Source organism: Kitasatospora sp. NPDC029367 (assembly GCF_055569135.1).
Map to the genome: position 1 here is coordinate 102,674 of NZ_JBVHYH010000002.1, position 15,410 is coordinate 118,083.

Consider the following 15,410-nt stretch of genomic DNA (forward strand, 5'->3'; position numbering starts at 1 on the left):
AAATGTTGGTCTACTTCGTCAGGTCCGGACCGGACGAGGCGACCGCGGCCGGGGTGTCCGCGACGGCCGACTTCTCCTCGCCGCGGAAGGTGAACTTGGCGTCCTTGCCCTCGCCGTCCACGTCCACGACCACGATGTGGCCGGCCCGCAGCTCGCCGAAGAGGATCTTCTCGGAGAGGTGGTCCTCGATCTCGCGCTGGATGGTGCGGCGCAGCGGACGGGCACCCAGGATGGGGTCGTAGCCGCGCTTGGCCAGCAGCTTCTTGGCCTCGACGCTGAGCTCCAGGCCCATGTCCTTGTCCTTGAGCCGCTCGTCCACCTTGTCGATCATCAGGTCGACGATCTGGATGATGTCGTCCTCGGACAGCTGGTGGAACACCACGATGTCGTCGACGCGGTTCAGGAACTCGGGGCGGAAGTGCTGCTTGAGCTCCTCGCCGACCTTCGCCTTCATCCGCTCGTACCCGGTCTGGGTGTCACCCGTGGCCGCGAAGCCCAGGTTGAAGCCCTTGGAGATGTCCCGGGTGCCGAGGTTGGTCGTCATGATGATGACGGTGTTCTTGAAGTCGACCACGCGGCCCTGGGAGTCGGTCAGACGACCGTCCTCCAGGATCTGCAGCAGCGAGTTGAAGATGTCCGGGTGGGCCTTCTCGACCTCGTCGAAGAGGACGACCGAGAACGGCTTGCGGCGGACCTTCTCGGTCAGCTGGCCGCCCTCCTCGTAGCCCACGTACCCGGGCGGGGAGCCGAACAGCCGGGAGACGGTGTGCTTCTCGGAGAACTCGGACATGTCGAGCGCGATCAGCGCGTCCTCGTCGCCGAAGAGGAACTCGGCGAGCGTCTTGGACAGCTCGGTCTTACCGACGCCGGACGGGCCGGCGAAGATGAACGAACCGCCGGGGCGCTTCGGGTCCTTGAGACCCGCACGGGTGCGCCGGATGGCCTGGGAGAGCGCCTTGATGGCGTCCTTCTGGCCGATGACGCGCTTGTGCAGCTCGTCCTCCATGCGCAGCAGCCGGGAGGTCTCCTCCTCGGTCAGCTTGAAGACCGGGATGCCGGTGGCGGTGGCCAGGACCTCGGCGATGAGCTCCTCGTTGACCTCCGCGACGACGTCCATGTCGCCGGCCTTCCACTCCTTCTCGCGCTTGGCCTTGGCCTGCAGGAGCTGCTTCTCGTCGTCGCGCAGGGACGCGGCCTTCTCGAAGTCCTGCGCGTCGATCGCGCTCTCCTTCTCGCGGCGCACGTCGGCGATCTTCTCGTCGAACTCGCGCAGGTCCGGCGGCGCGGTCATCCGGCGGATGCGCATCCGGGAGCCGGCCTCGTCGATCAGGTCGATCGCCTTGTCCGGCAGGAAGCGGTCCGAGATGTACCGGTCGGCCAGGGTGGCGGCGGCGACCAGGGCGGCGTCCGTGATGGAGACCCGGTGGTGGGCCTCGTAGCGGTCGCGCAGACCCTTGAGGATCTCGATGGTGTGCGGCAGCGAGGGCTCGGCGACCTGGATGGGCTGGAAGCGGCGCTCCAGCGCGGCGTCCTTCTCCAGGTGCTTGCGGTACTCGTCCAGGGTGGTGGCACCGATGGTCTGCAGCTCGCCGCGGGCCAGCATCGGCTTGAGGATGCTGGCGGCGTCGATGGCGCCCTCGGCGGCGCCCGCGCCGACCAGGGTGTGCAGCTCGTCGATGAACAGGATGATGTCGCCGCGGGTGCGGATCTCCTTGAGCACCTTCTTGAGGCGCTCCTCGAAGTCACCGCGGTAGCGCGAGCCGGCCACCAGGGCGCCCAGGTCCAGCGTGTAGAGCTGCTTGTCCTTGAGCGTCTCCGGGACCTCGCCCTTGACGATCGCCTGCGCCAGGCCCTCGACCACGGCGGTCTTGCCGACGCCGGGCTCACCGATCAGGACCGGGTTGTTCTTGGTGCGGCGGGACAGCACCTGCATGACCCGCTCGATCTCCTTCTCGCGCCCGATGACCGGGTCGAGCTTGGCCTCGCGGGCGGCCTGGGTGAGGTTGCGCCCGAACTGGTCCAGGACCAGCGAGGTCGACGGGGTGCCCTCGGCGGGCCCGCCGGCCGTGGCCGACTCCTTGCCGCCGCTGGTCTGGTAACCGGAGAGCAGCTGGATGACCTGCTGGCGCACCCGGTTGAGGTCGGCGCCCAGCTTCACCAGGACCTGGGCGGCGACGCCCTCGCCCTCGCGGATCAGGCCGAGCAGGATGTGCTCGGTGCCGATGTAGTTGTGGCCGAGCTGCAGGGCCTCCCGGAGCGACAGCTCCAGGACCTTCTTCGCCCGGGGGGTGAAGGGAATGTGACCGGACGGGGCCTGCTGGCCCTGGCCGATGATCTCCTCGACCTGCTGGCGCACGGCCTCAAGGGAAATCCCGAGGCTCTCCAGGGCCTTGGCGGCGACGCCCTCGCCCTCGTGGATCAGACCCAGGAGGATGTGCTCGGTGCCGATGTAGTTGTGGTTGAGCATCCGGGCTTCTTCCTGAGCCAGGACGACAACCCGCCGCGCGCGGTCGGTGAACCTCTCGAACATCGTTTATCGCTCCTCAGAGCGGTCGGGCAGTTCGGGGTCCGTCCCCGCCCTGTCCTTCCGCATGCTAGTCCCGCTCAGCGGCGCGGCCCACGGATTCACTCCCCGGTAGAGGAGCGAGATGCTGCGCGACCAGCCGACACCAATCCCAACCTGATGCTGGGAATCGGTGTTCCCACAGGTGGGCCGGATGCACCGGAAACCGCTACGCCATCGGCGAACAAGCGTCGCCGGGGCGGAGCCGGACCCTCTTCGGCCGGTCGCACATGCTGCCCCTGGACGGGTCGAAGAACCCGTCCACCTGCATTCATACCCGGTATCGGGGCGGTTCTCGCGCAGTTTCCGCGGTGGCGGTGTTCGCCTGGCGAGAAGTCCGGCCGCGGTGACGGTGGTTCGACGGCGGCCGGGGACGGTCGTACGCCATCCCGGGGTGTCCGCGTTACCGCTTCGCCCCTACAGCGTTGCACAGCTCGTGATTGTTCCGCCGCCCGAGCCCGCGCTCCCGGCCGGCCGGGCCGGCCAGGGCCCCGGGGCCGCCGGTGCGGCGGCCGGCCCGGTGCGCACCGCGGGGCGCGGAGGTGTCACCTCCGCGCCCCGCGCGTGTGCTGTCGGTGCCGTACGCGGCCGCCGGGGCCCCGCATCCGCTCCGGCGGGCCGGTGGTGGCGCCGGGGTCAGGCCGCGTTGGCCTTGTCGTAGGCCTCGCGGACCGTGCTCGGCACCCGGCCGCGGTCGTTGACCTCCATGCCCTGCTCCTTGGCCCACGCGCGGACCTTCGCGGTGTCGGGAGCGCTGCCGGACGGGCGCGCAGCGGCGGCGCGGCCCGGGCGGCGGGCGCCGGCCAGCCGGCCGCTCTGCTTGCGGCCCTTCTCCACGTACGGCGCCAGCAGACCGCGCAGCTTGTCCGCGTTGGCGCTCTTCAGGTCGATCTCGTAGGCAACGCCGTCGAGCGCGAACGTCACCGTCTCGTCCGCCGAACCGCCATCGAGATCGTCTTCAAGAATGACCTGCACCCTCTGTGCCACGGGCTTCCCTTTCCGCTAAACGACCCATTGCCTAAGGAAAGGAAAGCGCCTTTCTGCGGAAAACACAAACCCTTGACCGGCGCGGAGCCGCTCAGAGGTGCAGCAGCATGCGCGAGTTGCCCAGTGTGTTGGGCTTCACCCGCTCCAGGTCGAGGAACTCCGCGACACCTTCATCGTACGAGCGGAGGAGTTCTTCATAGACATCCGTAGCGATCGCCGCCGGGTCTGTCGTACCATCATCGGTTTCCTGGAGCTCCCCGATCTCGACGAAACCGTGTTTCGCGAAGAACGGAACCTCGAACGTCAAGCAGAAAATCCGACGGACGCCCAGCCAGCGGGCGGTCTGCACCAGCTTCTCCAACAGCAGGTGCCCGATCCCGAAGCCCCGGCAGGACGGATCGACCGCCAGCGTACGGACTTCGGCGAGGTCCTCCCACATCACGTGCAGGGCGCCGCAGGCCACCACCGCGCCGTTGTCGTCGCGTTCCGCGACCCAGAACTCCTGGACGGATTCGAACAGTGTGACTGTGGGCTTGTCGAGCAGAATGCCGTCGCGCGAGTAGGCGTCGATGAGCCCGCGTACGGCCCGTACGTCCGTGGTCCGCGCGCGGCGGATGGTGACCTCCATGGCGGGACGTTATCGTGTCGCGCCCGGCGGGGTCTCCCCGGTATCCGCTCCGCCGCTATCCGGGCCGTCCGCGGGGGAATCCGGGGCGGGCTGATCCGCCGCTGGATCGGGCGGGAACAAGGCCGCGACCCGCAAGGCGTCCCGGAGGGCCTCGCGCTGCTCCGGCGACATCAGGCCGAAGAAGTGGACCAGGGCCGCCGCGGGATTGTCACCGGTGGCCCAGGCGTCGTTCATCAGAGCCGCCGTGTACGCCTCACGCGAGGAGACCGGTTCATATCGATAGGCCCGGCCCACCCGCTCGCGGCGCAACCAGCCCTTTCTGTGCAGCTTGTCCAGGACGGTCATCACCGTGGTGTACGCGATTTCGCGTTCCGACCGCAGATCCAGGAGAACCTCGCGAACCGTCACCGGTCGGTTCCACCGCCACACCCGGGTCATGATGGCGTTCTCAAGTTCACCGAGTTGCCGGACCATAGTGCGGCCAGGATAGGGAGTGAATGGGGCAAATCTTGTGAAGTGCGCCAAACCGGCGCGCCGCCACCCCCGGGAATCGGGAATGGCGGCGCGGGTGGTTCGCAGCGGCTGACGGCGTCAGTCGATCAGTCGATGTCTTCCTTGGCCTTCTGGGCCCCGCCCTGGCTGCGGAAGATGGCCCGCACCAGGAATCCGAAGCCGATCGCCATGACCAGCGGTGGCACGATCGCGCTGACGTAGTCCATCAGGTCACTCCTCCTCGGTCTTCTCCGCCGCGACGGCGGAGGCCTTCGGCTCCGGCTTCACCAGCGGGAAGAGCACGGTCTCCCGGATGTTCTTGCCGGTCAGCAGCATGATCAGGCGGTCCACGCCGAGGCCCAGGCCACCGGTCGGGGGCATCGCGTACTCCAGGGCGCGCAGGAAGTCCTCGTCCACCTGCATCGCCTCGACGTCGCCGCCGGCGGCCAGCAGGGACTGCGCGGTCAGGCGGGCGCGCTGCTCGACCGGGTCGACCAGCTCGGAGTAGGCGGTGCCGATCTCGGTGCCGAAGATCACCAGGTCCCACTTCTCGGCCACGCCCGCGATCGAGCGGTGCTGGCGGGTCAGCGGGGAGACCTCGGTCGGGTAGTCCTTGATGAAGGTCGGCCGGACGGCGTTCTCCTCCAGCAGGCGCTCCACCATCTCCAGCACGATCTGGCCGTGGCCCCAGTTCTTCTCGAACGGGATGCCGTGCTCGGTGGCCAGCGCGCGCAGCTCCTCGACGGAGGTCTCCGGGGTGACCTCGACGCCCAGGTGGGCGGAGATGCCCGGGTAGACGCTGACCTCCGCCCACGGCTCGGCCAGGTCGATCTCGTGCTCCACGCCGTGCGGGTCGACGCCCTTGATCACCGTGGTGCCCAGGGCGTCCCGGGCGGCGTTGACGATCGTCGCGCGGATCAGCTCGGCCTGGGTGTCGTAGTCGCCGTAGGCCTCGTACGACTCCAGCGAGGTGAACTCCGGGTTGTGGGTGGAGTCCGCGCCCTCGTTGCGGAAGTTTCGGTTGATCTCGAAGACCTTCTCGGCGCCGCCGACCACCAGCCGCTTGAGGTACAGCTCGGGCGCGATGCGCATGTAGAGGTCGATGTCGTACGCGTTGATGTGCGTCTTGAACGGGCGGGCGTTGGCGCCGCCGTGCACCGGCTGCAGCATCGGGGTCTCGACCTCGATGTAGCCGCGGTCCTCGTAGGTGCGGCGGATCGAGCGGACGACCTTGCTGCGCAGGTGCAGGATCTCGCGCGCCTCGGGGTTCACGATCAGGTCGACGTAGCGCTGGCGGACCCGGGCCTCCGGGTCGGTCAGGCCCTTGTGCTTGTCCGGCAGCGGGCGCAGGCACTTGGCGGTGAGCTCCCAGCGGTCCACCATCACCGACAGCTCACCGCGCTTGGAGGTGATCACCTCGCCCTCGACGCCGACCTGGTCGCCGAGGTCGATGTCGGACTTCCAGGCCGCCAGCCGTTCGGCGCCGAGCTTGTCCAGGGAGAGCATCACCTGGAGGTCGCCGGAGCCGTCGCGCAGGGTGGCGAAGCACAGCTTGCCGCCGGTGCGGGACAGGATCACCCGGCCGGTGATGCCGACGCGCTCGCCGGTCGCGGTGTCGGCTTCGAGGTCCGGGTGCTTGGCACGCAGGTCCGCGATGGTGCTGGTGCGGGGGAATCCGACCGGGTACGGGTCGACCCCGGCCGCCCGGAGCCGGTCCAGCTTCTCGCGCCGGACGCGCATCTGCTCGGGAAGGTCGTCGGTCGCGGGGACAAGGCTCTGATCGCTCACCCCACAAGGGTAGCCAGCCGTACGCCGTGCTCCGCGACCGGATGACACCGGAGGGGAGGCCGTCGGATCGACGGCCTCCCCTCCGGGGCGGGTGCGGGCGGGCTCAGCCGGTGCCGGTGGCGAGTTCGACCTCGTCCTCGTCCTGCCCGGCCTCCGGGGCGGGCCGGGCCGGAGGCTTGGGGCGGCGGCCGAACAGTTCGGCCGGGGTGGGCATCCGGTGCGGGCGGGGCGGGGTCTGCGCGGCGGCGGGCTGCTCCGGGCGCGAGTCCCGGGAGTCGGTGCTGCTCATCGTGATCCGTCCTCCTACAGGGGTGGGGTGACTGCTGGGTGGTGCGGCGGGGTTCGGTACGGCCACCAGGTGGCGCGGATGCCCGGTGGAGAGCGCCAGGCGCTCGCGGACGGCGGCCTCGGCCAGCGCGTGGCAGCGGCCGGCGAGCCGGGAGCGGCGGGCCCGCTCGCCGTGGCCGCAGGGCTGGCGGGTCAGCCCGCGCAGGGCGGTGAGGTCCTCGGGCCCGGGCAGGTAGCCGTCGGCCACCGCCTCCTCCAGACGCTCCAGGTAGCCGGCGGCGCTGCCGGGCAGGGCGGCGCGGTAGCGGCCGAGGTCGGCCAGCAGGAAGGCGCGCAGCCGGCCGCCCTCCTGGACGGCCTCGTCGATCGCCTCGGTCAGGCGCAGGGCGTCCTGGACGTCCTCCGCCCACAGTTCGGCGCCCGGCCCGGCGAGCGCCGTCCGGTCGGGCCCCTGGAGGTGGACGGGGACGGCGGGGTGCAGGGCTTGGGCGAGGGCTCGGCGCAGCACGCGGACTTCGTCGGCGCTGAAGGCCATGCCGCCGCGCGATCCGTGTGGCGTAGGCATGGGTTGACACTACGTGAGGAATATCCGATTTGTCGGTAACGTCGCGCGGAATTCCGCTCGGTCGGCCCGCTGGAGAAACCTTTCGCCGCGCCTATGACGCTGCCCCGCGCCCACCGGGTCGGCCGAGTGGCCGGGGGTGCGGGGCAGCGGGGCAGCGGGGAGACGGGCCGGGTCAGCTCGGCCGGTTGCGCTCGTACACCAGGCGCAGGCCGATCAGGGTCAGCCAGGGCTCGTGTTCGTCGATGGTGGTGGCCTCGCCGAGGACCAGGGGGGCGAGCCCGCCGGTGGCGATCACCTGGACGTCGTCCGGGTCCTTGGCCAGCTCCCGGGCCATCCGCTCGACCAGGCCGTCGACCTGCCCGGCGAAGCCGTAGAGGATGCCGGACTGCATGCCCTCGACGGTGTTCTTCCCGATCACGTTGCGCGGCCGGGCCAGCTCGATCTTGCGCAGCTGGGCGCCGCGGACGCCGAGCGCCTCGACCGAGATCTCGATGCCGGGGGCGATCGCGCCGCCGACGTAGTCGCCGCGCGCGTTGACGGCGTCGAAGGTGGTCGCGGTGCCGAAGTCGACCACGATGCACGGGCCGCCGTACAGGTGGTTGGCGGCCAGCGCGTTGACGATCCGGTCCGCGCCGACCTCCTTGGGGTTGTCCATCAGGACGTGCACCCCGGTCTTCACCCCGGGCTCCACGATCACCGCGGGGACGTCGCCGTAGTAGCGGCGGGTCACCTCGCGGAGCTCGTGGAGCACGGCGGGCACGGAGGAGCAGATCGCCAGGCCCTCCACCGCGGCCTCCCGGACCGCGGTGCGGTTGCCCGTCAACCCGTGCAGCAGTACCGCGAGTTCATCCGCCGTGCGGCGCGGATCGGTGGAGATCCGCCAGTGTTCCACCACTTCCTCGCCGTCGAACAGGCCGAGCGTGGTCTGGGTGTTGCCGACGTCGATGGTGAGGAGCACGGGAACGCTTTCTGCGAGTCGGGACGGGATCGGGGCAGGAACCGCTCTCGGTCTGACGGTGACGGTCTGACGGTCAGGCGCGCAGGTCCAGGCCGATGTCCAGGATCGGCGAGGAGTGGGTCAGCGCGCCCACGGCCAGGTAGTCGACACCAGTCTGGGCGACCTCGCGCGCGTCGGCCAGGGTCAGTCCGCCGGAGGCCTCCAGCTTCGCCCGGCCGGCCACCAGCGCGACGGCCTCCTTCAACTGCTCGACGGTGAAGTTGTCCAGCAGGATCAGGTCCGCGCCGGCGTCCAGCACCGGGGGGATCTGCGCCAGCTCGTCCACCTCGACCTCGACCGGCAGCTCCGGGTACGCGGCCCGGACGGCCCGGAAGGCCTCGGCCACGCCGCCCGCGGCGACCACGTGGTTGTCCTTCACCAGGGCGGCGTCCGAGAGCGCCATCCGGTGGTTGGCACCGCCGCCGCAGCGGACCGCGAACTTCTCCAGGGCGCGCAGGCCCGGGGTGGTCTTGCGGGTGTCCCGGACGACCGCGCCGGTGCCCTCCAGGGCGTCCGCCCAGGCCCGGGTCGCGGTGGCGATGCCGGACAGGTGGCAGAGCAGGTTGAGCGCGCTGCGCTCGGCGGTCAGCAGGTCGCGGGTGCGCGAGCGGACCGACAGCAGCACCTGGCCGGCCTCCACCCGGTCGCCGTCCTGGACGTGCCGCTCGACCTCGAACTCCTCCTCGCAGACCAGCGAGACGACCGCCTCGGCGACCCGCAGGCCGGCCACCACACCGGCCTGGCGGGCGGTGAAGTCGGCGGTGGCGACCGCGTCGGCGGGCACGGTGGCCACCGAGGTGACGTCCTCGCCGCCGGCCAGGTCCTCGGCCAGCGCCAGGGTGGCGATGTCCTCGACCTCGATCGGGTCCAGCCCGGCCTCCTCCAGCAGCTCGGCCAGCTGCGGGTCCAGGCCGGTCTCGTAGCCCTCGCCGTCCCCGCAGGCGCAGCCGTCGCCGCAGCCGCCCTGCTCGGCCAGGGGGAGTTCCTCGTGCGCGTGGGTCATGGTTCTACTGCTCCTCGGGGGTGCTGACGGGGTCGCCGGAGGCGGCGAGGGTGGTGATCAGGTGGCGCCGCCAGTGGGCGTCGTCGCGCTCGGGGAAGTCCTCGCGCCAGTGGCAGCCGCGGGTCTCCTCGCGCTGCGCGGCGGCCGCGACCAGCGCCGTGGCGACCAGCAGCAGGTTGGCCGCCTCCCAGGTCTCCACCCGGGGGTCGGCCGGCTTCTCCTCGGCCACGTGGCAGCGGGCCTGCTCGGCGATCAGGGCCAGTCCGGCCGCGGTGTCGGCCATCGAGGCGGCCGAGCGCAGGATCCCCGCGCCCCGCGACATCAGCCGCTGGATCTCGGCCCGGGCCTCGGAGCCCGGCAGCGGCACCGGGTGCGCGGCCCGCGCCGCGGCGACGTCCACCGTGCGCTCGGGCAGCTCGCCGGCCGCGTGCAGCCCCGCCAGGTCGGCGGCGATCCGCTCGGCGAAGACCAGGCCCTCCAGCAGCGAGTTGGAGGCCAGCCGGTTGGCGCCGTGCACCCCGGTGCAGGCGACCTCGCCGCAGGCGTACAGGCCGGGGACGCTGGTACGGCCGTGCCGGTCGGTGCGGATGCCGCCGGAGGCGAAGTGCGCGGCCGGGGCGATCGGGATCGGCTCGGTGACCGGGTCGATGCCGTGGGCGCGGCAGAAGGCGAGGATGGTGGGGAAGCGGTGCTCCCACATCTCGGCGCCGAAGTGCCGCCCGTCCAGGTACATGTGCTCGGCGCCCTGCTCCTGCATGCGCCGGGTGATGGCCTTGGCGACGACGTCGCGCGGGGCGAGTTCGGCCAGCTCGTGCTGTCCGACCATGAAGCGCACGCCGTCCGCGTCCACCAGGTGGGCGCCCTCGCCGCGGACCGCCTCGGAGACCAGCGGCTGCTGGCCCTCGGCGTCCGGGCCCAGCCAGAGCACGGTGGGGTGGAACTGGACGAACTCCAGGTCGGTGACGGCGGCGCCGGCCCGCAGGCCCAGTGCCACGCCGTCGCCGGTGGAGACCGCCGGGTTGGTGGTGGCGGAGAAGACCTGGCCCATGCCGCCGGTGGCGAGCACCACCGCGCGGGCCCGGACGGCGCCGACGCCGTCGCGCTGGCCCTCGCCCATCACGTGCAGGGTCAGCCCGGCGGTGCGGCCCTCGGCGTCGGTCAGCAGGTCGAGGACGAGCGCGTGCTCGATCAGCTCGATGCCGGGGTCGGTGCGGACGGCGGCGACCAGGGCGCGCGATATCTCGGCGCCGGTCGCGTCCCCGCCCGCGTGCACGATCCGGCGGCGGTGGTGGCCGCCCTCGCGGGTCAGCAGGATCTCGCCGTCCTCGCCCCGGTCGAACAGGGCGCCGGTGGCGATCAGCCGGCGGACGGCGTCCGGGCCCTCGGTGACCAGGGTACGGACGGCCTCCTCGTCACAGACGCCGGCGCCGGCCACCAGGGTGTCGTCCAGGTGCTGCTCGGGGGTGTCCCCCTCACCCAGGGCGGCCGCGACGCCGCCCTGGGCCCAGCGGGTCGAGCCTTCGTCCAGCACGGCCTTGGTGACCACCAGGACCCGCAGGCCGGCCTTGCGAACGTTGAGGGCGACGGTGAGACCGGCCACCCCGGAGCCGACCACGACCACGTCGGTGGTGGCGGTCCACCCGGGGCTCGGGGCGGTGAGGCGATGCGTAACGGACATGGCTCAGTGGCTCCTTCAGCGCGTGGCCGCGGTGGCCGCGCCGTCCTCGTCACGGTACGCCGTGTCCCCGCGCAGCAGTCCGCTGCCCTCCGGTGCCTCGGCGGGGTCGCCGCCGAAGCCGGTGATCCGGTTGTGCTCGTCCACGAAGACGACCTTCGGCTCGTAGCCCTTGGCCTCGGCCGTGTCCATCTGCCCGTAGGCGATGAGTATGACGAGGTCGCCCGGGTGGACCAGGCGGGCGGCGGCGCCGTTGATGCCGATCACGCCGGTGCCGCGCGGGCCGGCGATGGTGTACGTCTCCAGCCGGGCGCCGTTGTTGATGTCGACGATGTGGACCAGCTCGCCGGGGAGCAGGTCGGCGGCGTCGAGCAGGTCCTCGTCCACCGTGACCGAGCCGACGTAGTGCAGGTCGGCCTGGGTCACGGTGGCCCGGTGGATCTTGGACTTGAGCATGGTGCGGAGCATTGCGGGTCACGCCTCCTGTGAGTGCATGCCTGAGGGGTTCTGACTGCGGTACTACCGGACGATGATGCGGACGTTGTCGATCAGGCGGGTCGAGCCCACCTTCGCGGCGACGGCCAGCACCGCCTCGCCCTGGAAGTCGTCCGCCGCCTCCGAGAAGTCGTGCGGGTCGATCAGGGCGAGGTAGTCGGGGGTGACGCCCTCGGCGCCGTCCAGGACGGCCGAGGCGGCCTCGCGCACGGCCTTCGGGCCCTGCGCGGCGACGTCCCGGCCGGCGAACAGGGCCTTGGACAGGACGAGGGCGCGGGTGCGCTCCTCCTCGGAGAGGTAGCGGTTGCGCGAGGACAGCGCCAGGCCGTCCTCCTCGCGGACGGTCGGCACGCCGACGACCTCGACGTCGAAGTCCAGGTCGGCGACCATCCGCTGGATGAGCGCCAGCTGCTGGGCGTCCTTCTCGCCGAAGAACGCGAAGTCCGGGTCGGTGATGTGCAGCAGCTTGGCGACGACGGTCAGCACCCCGTCGAAGTGGCCGGGCCGGGTGGCGCCCTCGAAGCGCTCGCCCATCGGGCCGGCCGCCAGGCGCACCTGCGGCTCGCCGTTCGGGTAGACCTCCTCGACGGACGGCGCGAACACCACGTCGGCGCCGTTCTCCTCGGCCAGCCTCACGTCGGCGTCCAGGGTGCGCGGGTAGCGCTCCAGGTCCTCGGTCGGGCCGAACTGCAGCGGGTTGACGAAGACCGTGACCGCGACCCGGCCCTCCCGGCCGACCTGCTTGCGGGCGGCCCGGATCAGCGCGGCGTGGCCCTCGTGCAGGGCGCCCATGGTCATCACCACGGCGTTGTCCACCGGGCTCTCGTCCGGCCAGAACGCGGCCTCGAAGTCGTCCACGGTGTGGGTGACGACGGCCCGGTGGACCTTCGGCGCCCGCTGGGGCTTGCTCGGCTGCTTCCCGCGTGCCATCAGTGCTTCTCCTCGTTCAGTACGTCCAGCAGTGCCGCCGCCGACGCGTCGTCGATCGTCCCGTTGGCGAGCGCCCGCTGCGCGGTGGCGCGGGCCATCGCCCGGTAGGCCGCCGGGATGTCCGGGGACACCGTACTGAGCTGCGCCAGGTGGCGCCGTACGGTGCCCGCGTCGCCCCGGGCGACCGGGCCGGTGAGGGCCGCGTCGCCGGAGCGCAGGCTGTTGTCCAGGGCGGCGCCGAGCAGCGGGCCGAGCATCCGGCCGGGCTCGGCGACGCCGGCCGTGCGCAGCAGGTCCATCGCCTGGGCGACCAGAGTGACCAGGTGGTTCGCGCCGTGGGCGAGGGCGGTGTGGTAGAGCGGGCGGACCTCCTCGGGCACCCACTCGGGCTCGCCGCCCATCTCCACCACCAGCGCCTCGGCGACCGGCCGGAGCTCCTCGGGGGCGGTCACCCCGAAGGGGCAGCCGGCCAGCCGGGCGAGGTCCACCGAGGTGCCGGTGAAGGTCATCGCGGGGTGCAGGGCCAGCGGCAGCGCCCCGGCCCGGGTGGCGGGCTCCAGGATGCCGACGCCGTGGGCGCCGGAGGTGTGCACCAGCAGCTGGCCGGGGCGGACCGCCCCGGTGGCGGCCAGTCCGGCCACCAGGTCGGCGAGCGCGTCGTCCGGGACGGTCAGCAGCACCAGGTCGGCGGCGGCCATCACCTGCGGCGGGGTGACGATCCGCACGCCCGGCAGCAGGGACTCGGCGCGGCGGCGGGAGGCGCTGGACACCCCGGAGGCGGCGACCACGGTGTGCCCGGCGAGCTGCAGGGCGGCGCCCAGCGCGGGGCCGACCCGGCCGGTGCCGACCACGCCGACGGCGAGCCGGGCCGGTCGGCTGCTGGGGTCGCCGAGGCCGTCGGCGAGCGGGGCGAACTCTCCGAAGTCGGCGAAGTCGGACGAATCCATGTCCACCCTTGTCCTGAATGACCGTTCCGGTCCGCGTCGGGTACCGGACGTACCGCCCCAGTGTACGGGCGGCCCCGGCGGGCGGACCTAGTCGGACGCCCCGGCCCGGATCAGCCCGGCCTCGTACGCCAGCACCACCGCCTGGACCCGGTCGCGCAGCCCCAGCTTGGCCAGGATCCGGCCGACGTGGGTCTTCACGGTGGCCTCGGAGAGCACCAGCCGGGCCGCGATCTCGCCGTTCGACAGGCCCTGGGCGACCAGCAGGAACACCTCCCGCTCGCGCTCGGTGAGCGGGTCCAGGACGTCCGAGCCGGGCGCGCTGTGCGGGGTCGGCAGCACCTCGGCGAAGCGGTCGATCATCCGCCGGGTGGTGGTCGGGGCGACCACGGCGTCCCCGCCGTGCACCGCGCGGATCGCGGCCACCAGCTCGGTCGGCGGGACGTCCTTGAGCAGGAAGCCGCTGGCCCCGGCCTTGAGCGCGGCGAAGGCGTACTCGTCCAGGTCGAAGGTGGTGAGGATGAGCACGTGCGGGGCGTTCGGCAGCGGACTGCCGTCCTCGGCCAGGCAGATCCGGCGGGTCGCCTGCACCCCGTCCAGGCGCGGCATCCGGACGTCCATCAGGATCACGTCCACCTGCGTGTGCCGCAGCAGGTCCAGGGCCTGGGCGCCGTCGCCCGCCTCGGCGGCGATCTCGATGTCGCCCTGCGACTGGAGGATCATCCGGAAGCCGGTGCGCAGCAGCTCCTGGTCGTCGACGAGCATCACGCGGATGGTCAAGATGGCTCCTAAGGGGGGCGGGGGGTTAGTGCGCCGCCTTGAGCGGGAGGACGGCGCGGATCCGGAAGCCGCCGCCGGGGCGGGGGCCCACGTCGAGGCTGCCGCTGACCATGCCGACCCGCTCGCGCATGCCGATCAGGCCGTGGCCCAGACCGTCCGTGCCGCCGGCGGCCAGTTGTTCGTCGGTGCTGCCGCGGCCGTCGTCCTCCACCAGGACGGCCAGCTCCCGTTCGCCGAAGTCGACCGCGACCCGGGCGTGCACGTCGGGGCCACCGTGCTTGCGGACGTTGGTGAGCGCTTCCTGGACGATCCGGTAGACCGTCAGCTCGACCCCGCGGGGGAGTTCGCGCGGGTGCCCGGAGGTCGCGTAGTCGACCTCCAGCCCGGCCGTGCGGACCTGCTCCAGGAGGTCGGGCAGCTCCTCGACGCCCGGTTGCGGGACGTACTCCTCGGCGGTGTCGGCGGTGCGCAGCACGCCCAGCAGGCGGCGCATCTCGACCAGCGCCTGCCGTCCGGTGGAGGCGATCGTGCCGAGCGCCTCCTTCGCCTGCTGCGGGGAGTTGTCCAGCACGTAGGCGGCGCCGTCCGCCTGGACGATCATCACCGACACGTTGTGCGCGACCACGTCGTGCAGTTCGCGGGCGATCCGGGCCCGCTCGGCCGCGACCGCGACCTTGGCCTGGGCGTCCCGTTCGCGCTCCAGCCGGGCCGCGCGGTCCTCCAGCTCGGTCAGGTAGGCCCGCCGCACCCTGGTCAGCCGGCCCCAGGCCCAGCAGAGGATGAACGGGGTGCTCATCAGCACGGTGACCAGCGCCGCCTCGGCGAAGCCGTACGGGCGGGAGACGTAGACCCCGGTGTGGTCGGTGGTGGACGTCTTCACCAGGTGCATCCGCCAGAACGCCAGCGGACCGGCGGAGAGCCCGGCGAGCAGGGCGAGCCGGGAGGTCCACTTCTGGCCGAAGGCGGCGCCGGTGTAGGCGAACACCAGGTAGGCGATGGAGGAGGCGCCCGGGTCGATGTCGGCGGCGACCTGGCCGAGGCCGACGCCGGTGGCGGCGGCGACGGTGACGTCGGGGAAGCGCCGGCGGAAGACCATCAGCAGCGGCAGCAGCACCGCGATCAGGATCTGCGTGTTGAGGAGCCAGCCGCTGCCGGAGGAGCTGTCGGACACCAGGGCGAAGAAGAGCACGAACGACGCCCAGACGGCGTCGACCACCATGGGGTGACGGCGGAGCCAGGCGTTGAGTCGATGCACGTGTCCAGCCTAGGCAGTCG

Annotated in this window: 14 protein-coding genes; all 14 read right to left on the reverse strand. The window is 72.0% G+C overall.

The features are described from left to right. Nucleotides 1-10: 10 nt before the first annotated feature. Entirely contained in the window at nt 11-2,530 is a 2,520-nt protein-coding gene (locus tag ACZ4W5_RS02695; protein WP_360225785.1) for an ATP-dependent Clp protease ATP-binding subunit, read from the reverse strand. Nucleotides 2,531-3,199: 669 nt separating this feature from the next. Next, nucleotides 3,200-3,550 carry a histone-like nucleoid-structuring protein Lsr2 gene (locus ACZ4W5_RS02700; protein WP_360225788.1) on the reverse strand — a complete coding sequence of 117 codons (351 nt, stop codon included), beginning with the start codon at nt 3,548-3,550 and terminating at the stop codon, nt 3,200-3,202. Between the two features lie 91 nt (nt 3,551-3,641). Beyond that, on the reverse strand, nt 3,642-4,178 hold the full coding sequence (locus ACZ4W5_RS02705; protein ID WP_387618514.1) for an amino-acid N-acetyltransferase: 537 nt from the start codon (nt 4,176-4,178) through the stop codon (nt 3,642-3,644). Between the two features lie 9 nt (nt 4,179-4,187). Further along, entirely contained in the window at nt 4,188-4,652 is a 465-nt protein-coding gene (locus ACZ4W5_RS02710) for a BlaI/MecI/CopY family transcriptional regulator (RefSeq protein WP_465652339.1), read from the reverse strand. Between the two features lie 249 nt (nt 4,653-4,901). Continuing rightward, on the reverse strand, nt 4,902-6,458 hold the full coding sequence (gene lysX, locus ACZ4W5_RS02715) for a bifunctional lysylphosphatidylglycerol synthetase/lysine--tRNA ligase LysX (protein ID WP_465652341.1): 1,557 nt from the start codon (nt 6,456-6,458) through the stop codon (nt 4,902-4,904). A 103-nt stretch (nt 6,459-6,561) separates the two neighbouring features. Then, entirely contained in the window at nt 6,562-7,311 is a 750-nt protein-coding gene (locus tag ACZ4W5_RS02720) for a hypothetical protein (protein WP_465652343.1), read from the reverse strand. Nucleotides 7,312-7,483: 172 nt separating this feature from the next. Beyond that, on the reverse strand, nt 7,484-8,269 hold the full coding sequence (locus ACZ4W5_RS02725; RefSeq protein WP_360225803.1) for a type III pantothenate kinase: 786 nt from the start codon (nt 8,267-8,269) through the stop codon (nt 7,484-7,486). Between the two features lie 73 nt (nt 8,270-8,342). After that, nucleotides 8,343-9,311 (reverse strand): carboxylating nicotinate-nucleotide diphosphorylase, encoded by a 969-nt coding sequence (gene nadC, locus ACZ4W5_RS02730; RefSeq protein WP_465652345.1) that lies wholly within the window; start codon nt 9,309-9,311, stop codon nt 8,343-8,345. Between the two features lie 4 nt (nt 9,312-9,315). Next, nucleotides 9,316-10,989: an L-aspartate oxidase gene (locus tag ACZ4W5_RS02735; protein ID WP_360225809.1), complete on the reverse strand. Its 1,674-nt coding sequence runs from the start codon at nt 10,987-10,989 to the stop codon at nt 9,316-9,318. Between the two features lie 15 nt (nt 10,990-11,004). Continuing rightward, nucleotides 11,005-11,454, reverse strand: a complete 450-nt coding sequence (gene panD / locus ACZ4W5_RS02740) for an aspartate 1-decarboxylase (protein ID WP_360225811.1) — start codon at nt 11,452-11,454, stop codon at nt 11,005-11,007. 51 nt (nt 11,455-11,505) lie between these two features. Next, on the reverse strand, nt 11,506-12,411 hold the full coding sequence (gene panC / locus ACZ4W5_RS02745; RefSeq protein ID WP_465652348.1) for a pantoate--beta-alanine ligase: 906 nt from the start codon (nt 12,409-12,411) through the stop codon (nt 11,506-11,508). After that, the gene (locus ACZ4W5_RS02750; RefSeq protein ID WP_360225817.1) at nt 12,411-13,358 is read right to left on the reverse strand and encodes a Rossmann-like and DUF2520 domain-containing protein; all 948 of its coding nucleotides are present in this window, start codon (nt 13,356-13,358) and stop codon (nt 12,411-12,413) included. Before ACZ4W5_RS02750 ends, panC begins: the two co-directional genes overlap by 1 nt. 87 nt (nt 13,359-13,445) lie before the next feature. Next, nucleotides 13,446-14,135, reverse strand: a complete 690-nt coding sequence (locus tag ACZ4W5_RS02755) for a response regulator (RefSeq protein ID WP_402482062.1) — start codon at nt 14,133-14,135, stop codon at nt 13,446-13,448. 25 nt (nt 14,136-14,160) lie between these two features. Continuing rightward, on the reverse strand, nt 14,161-15,390 hold the full coding sequence (locus ACZ4W5_RS02760; RefSeq protein ID WP_465652351.1) for a sensor histidine kinase: 1,230 nt from the start codon (nt 15,388-15,390) through the stop codon (nt 14,161-14,163). Between the last annotated feature and the right edge of the window lie 20 nt (nt 15,391-15,410).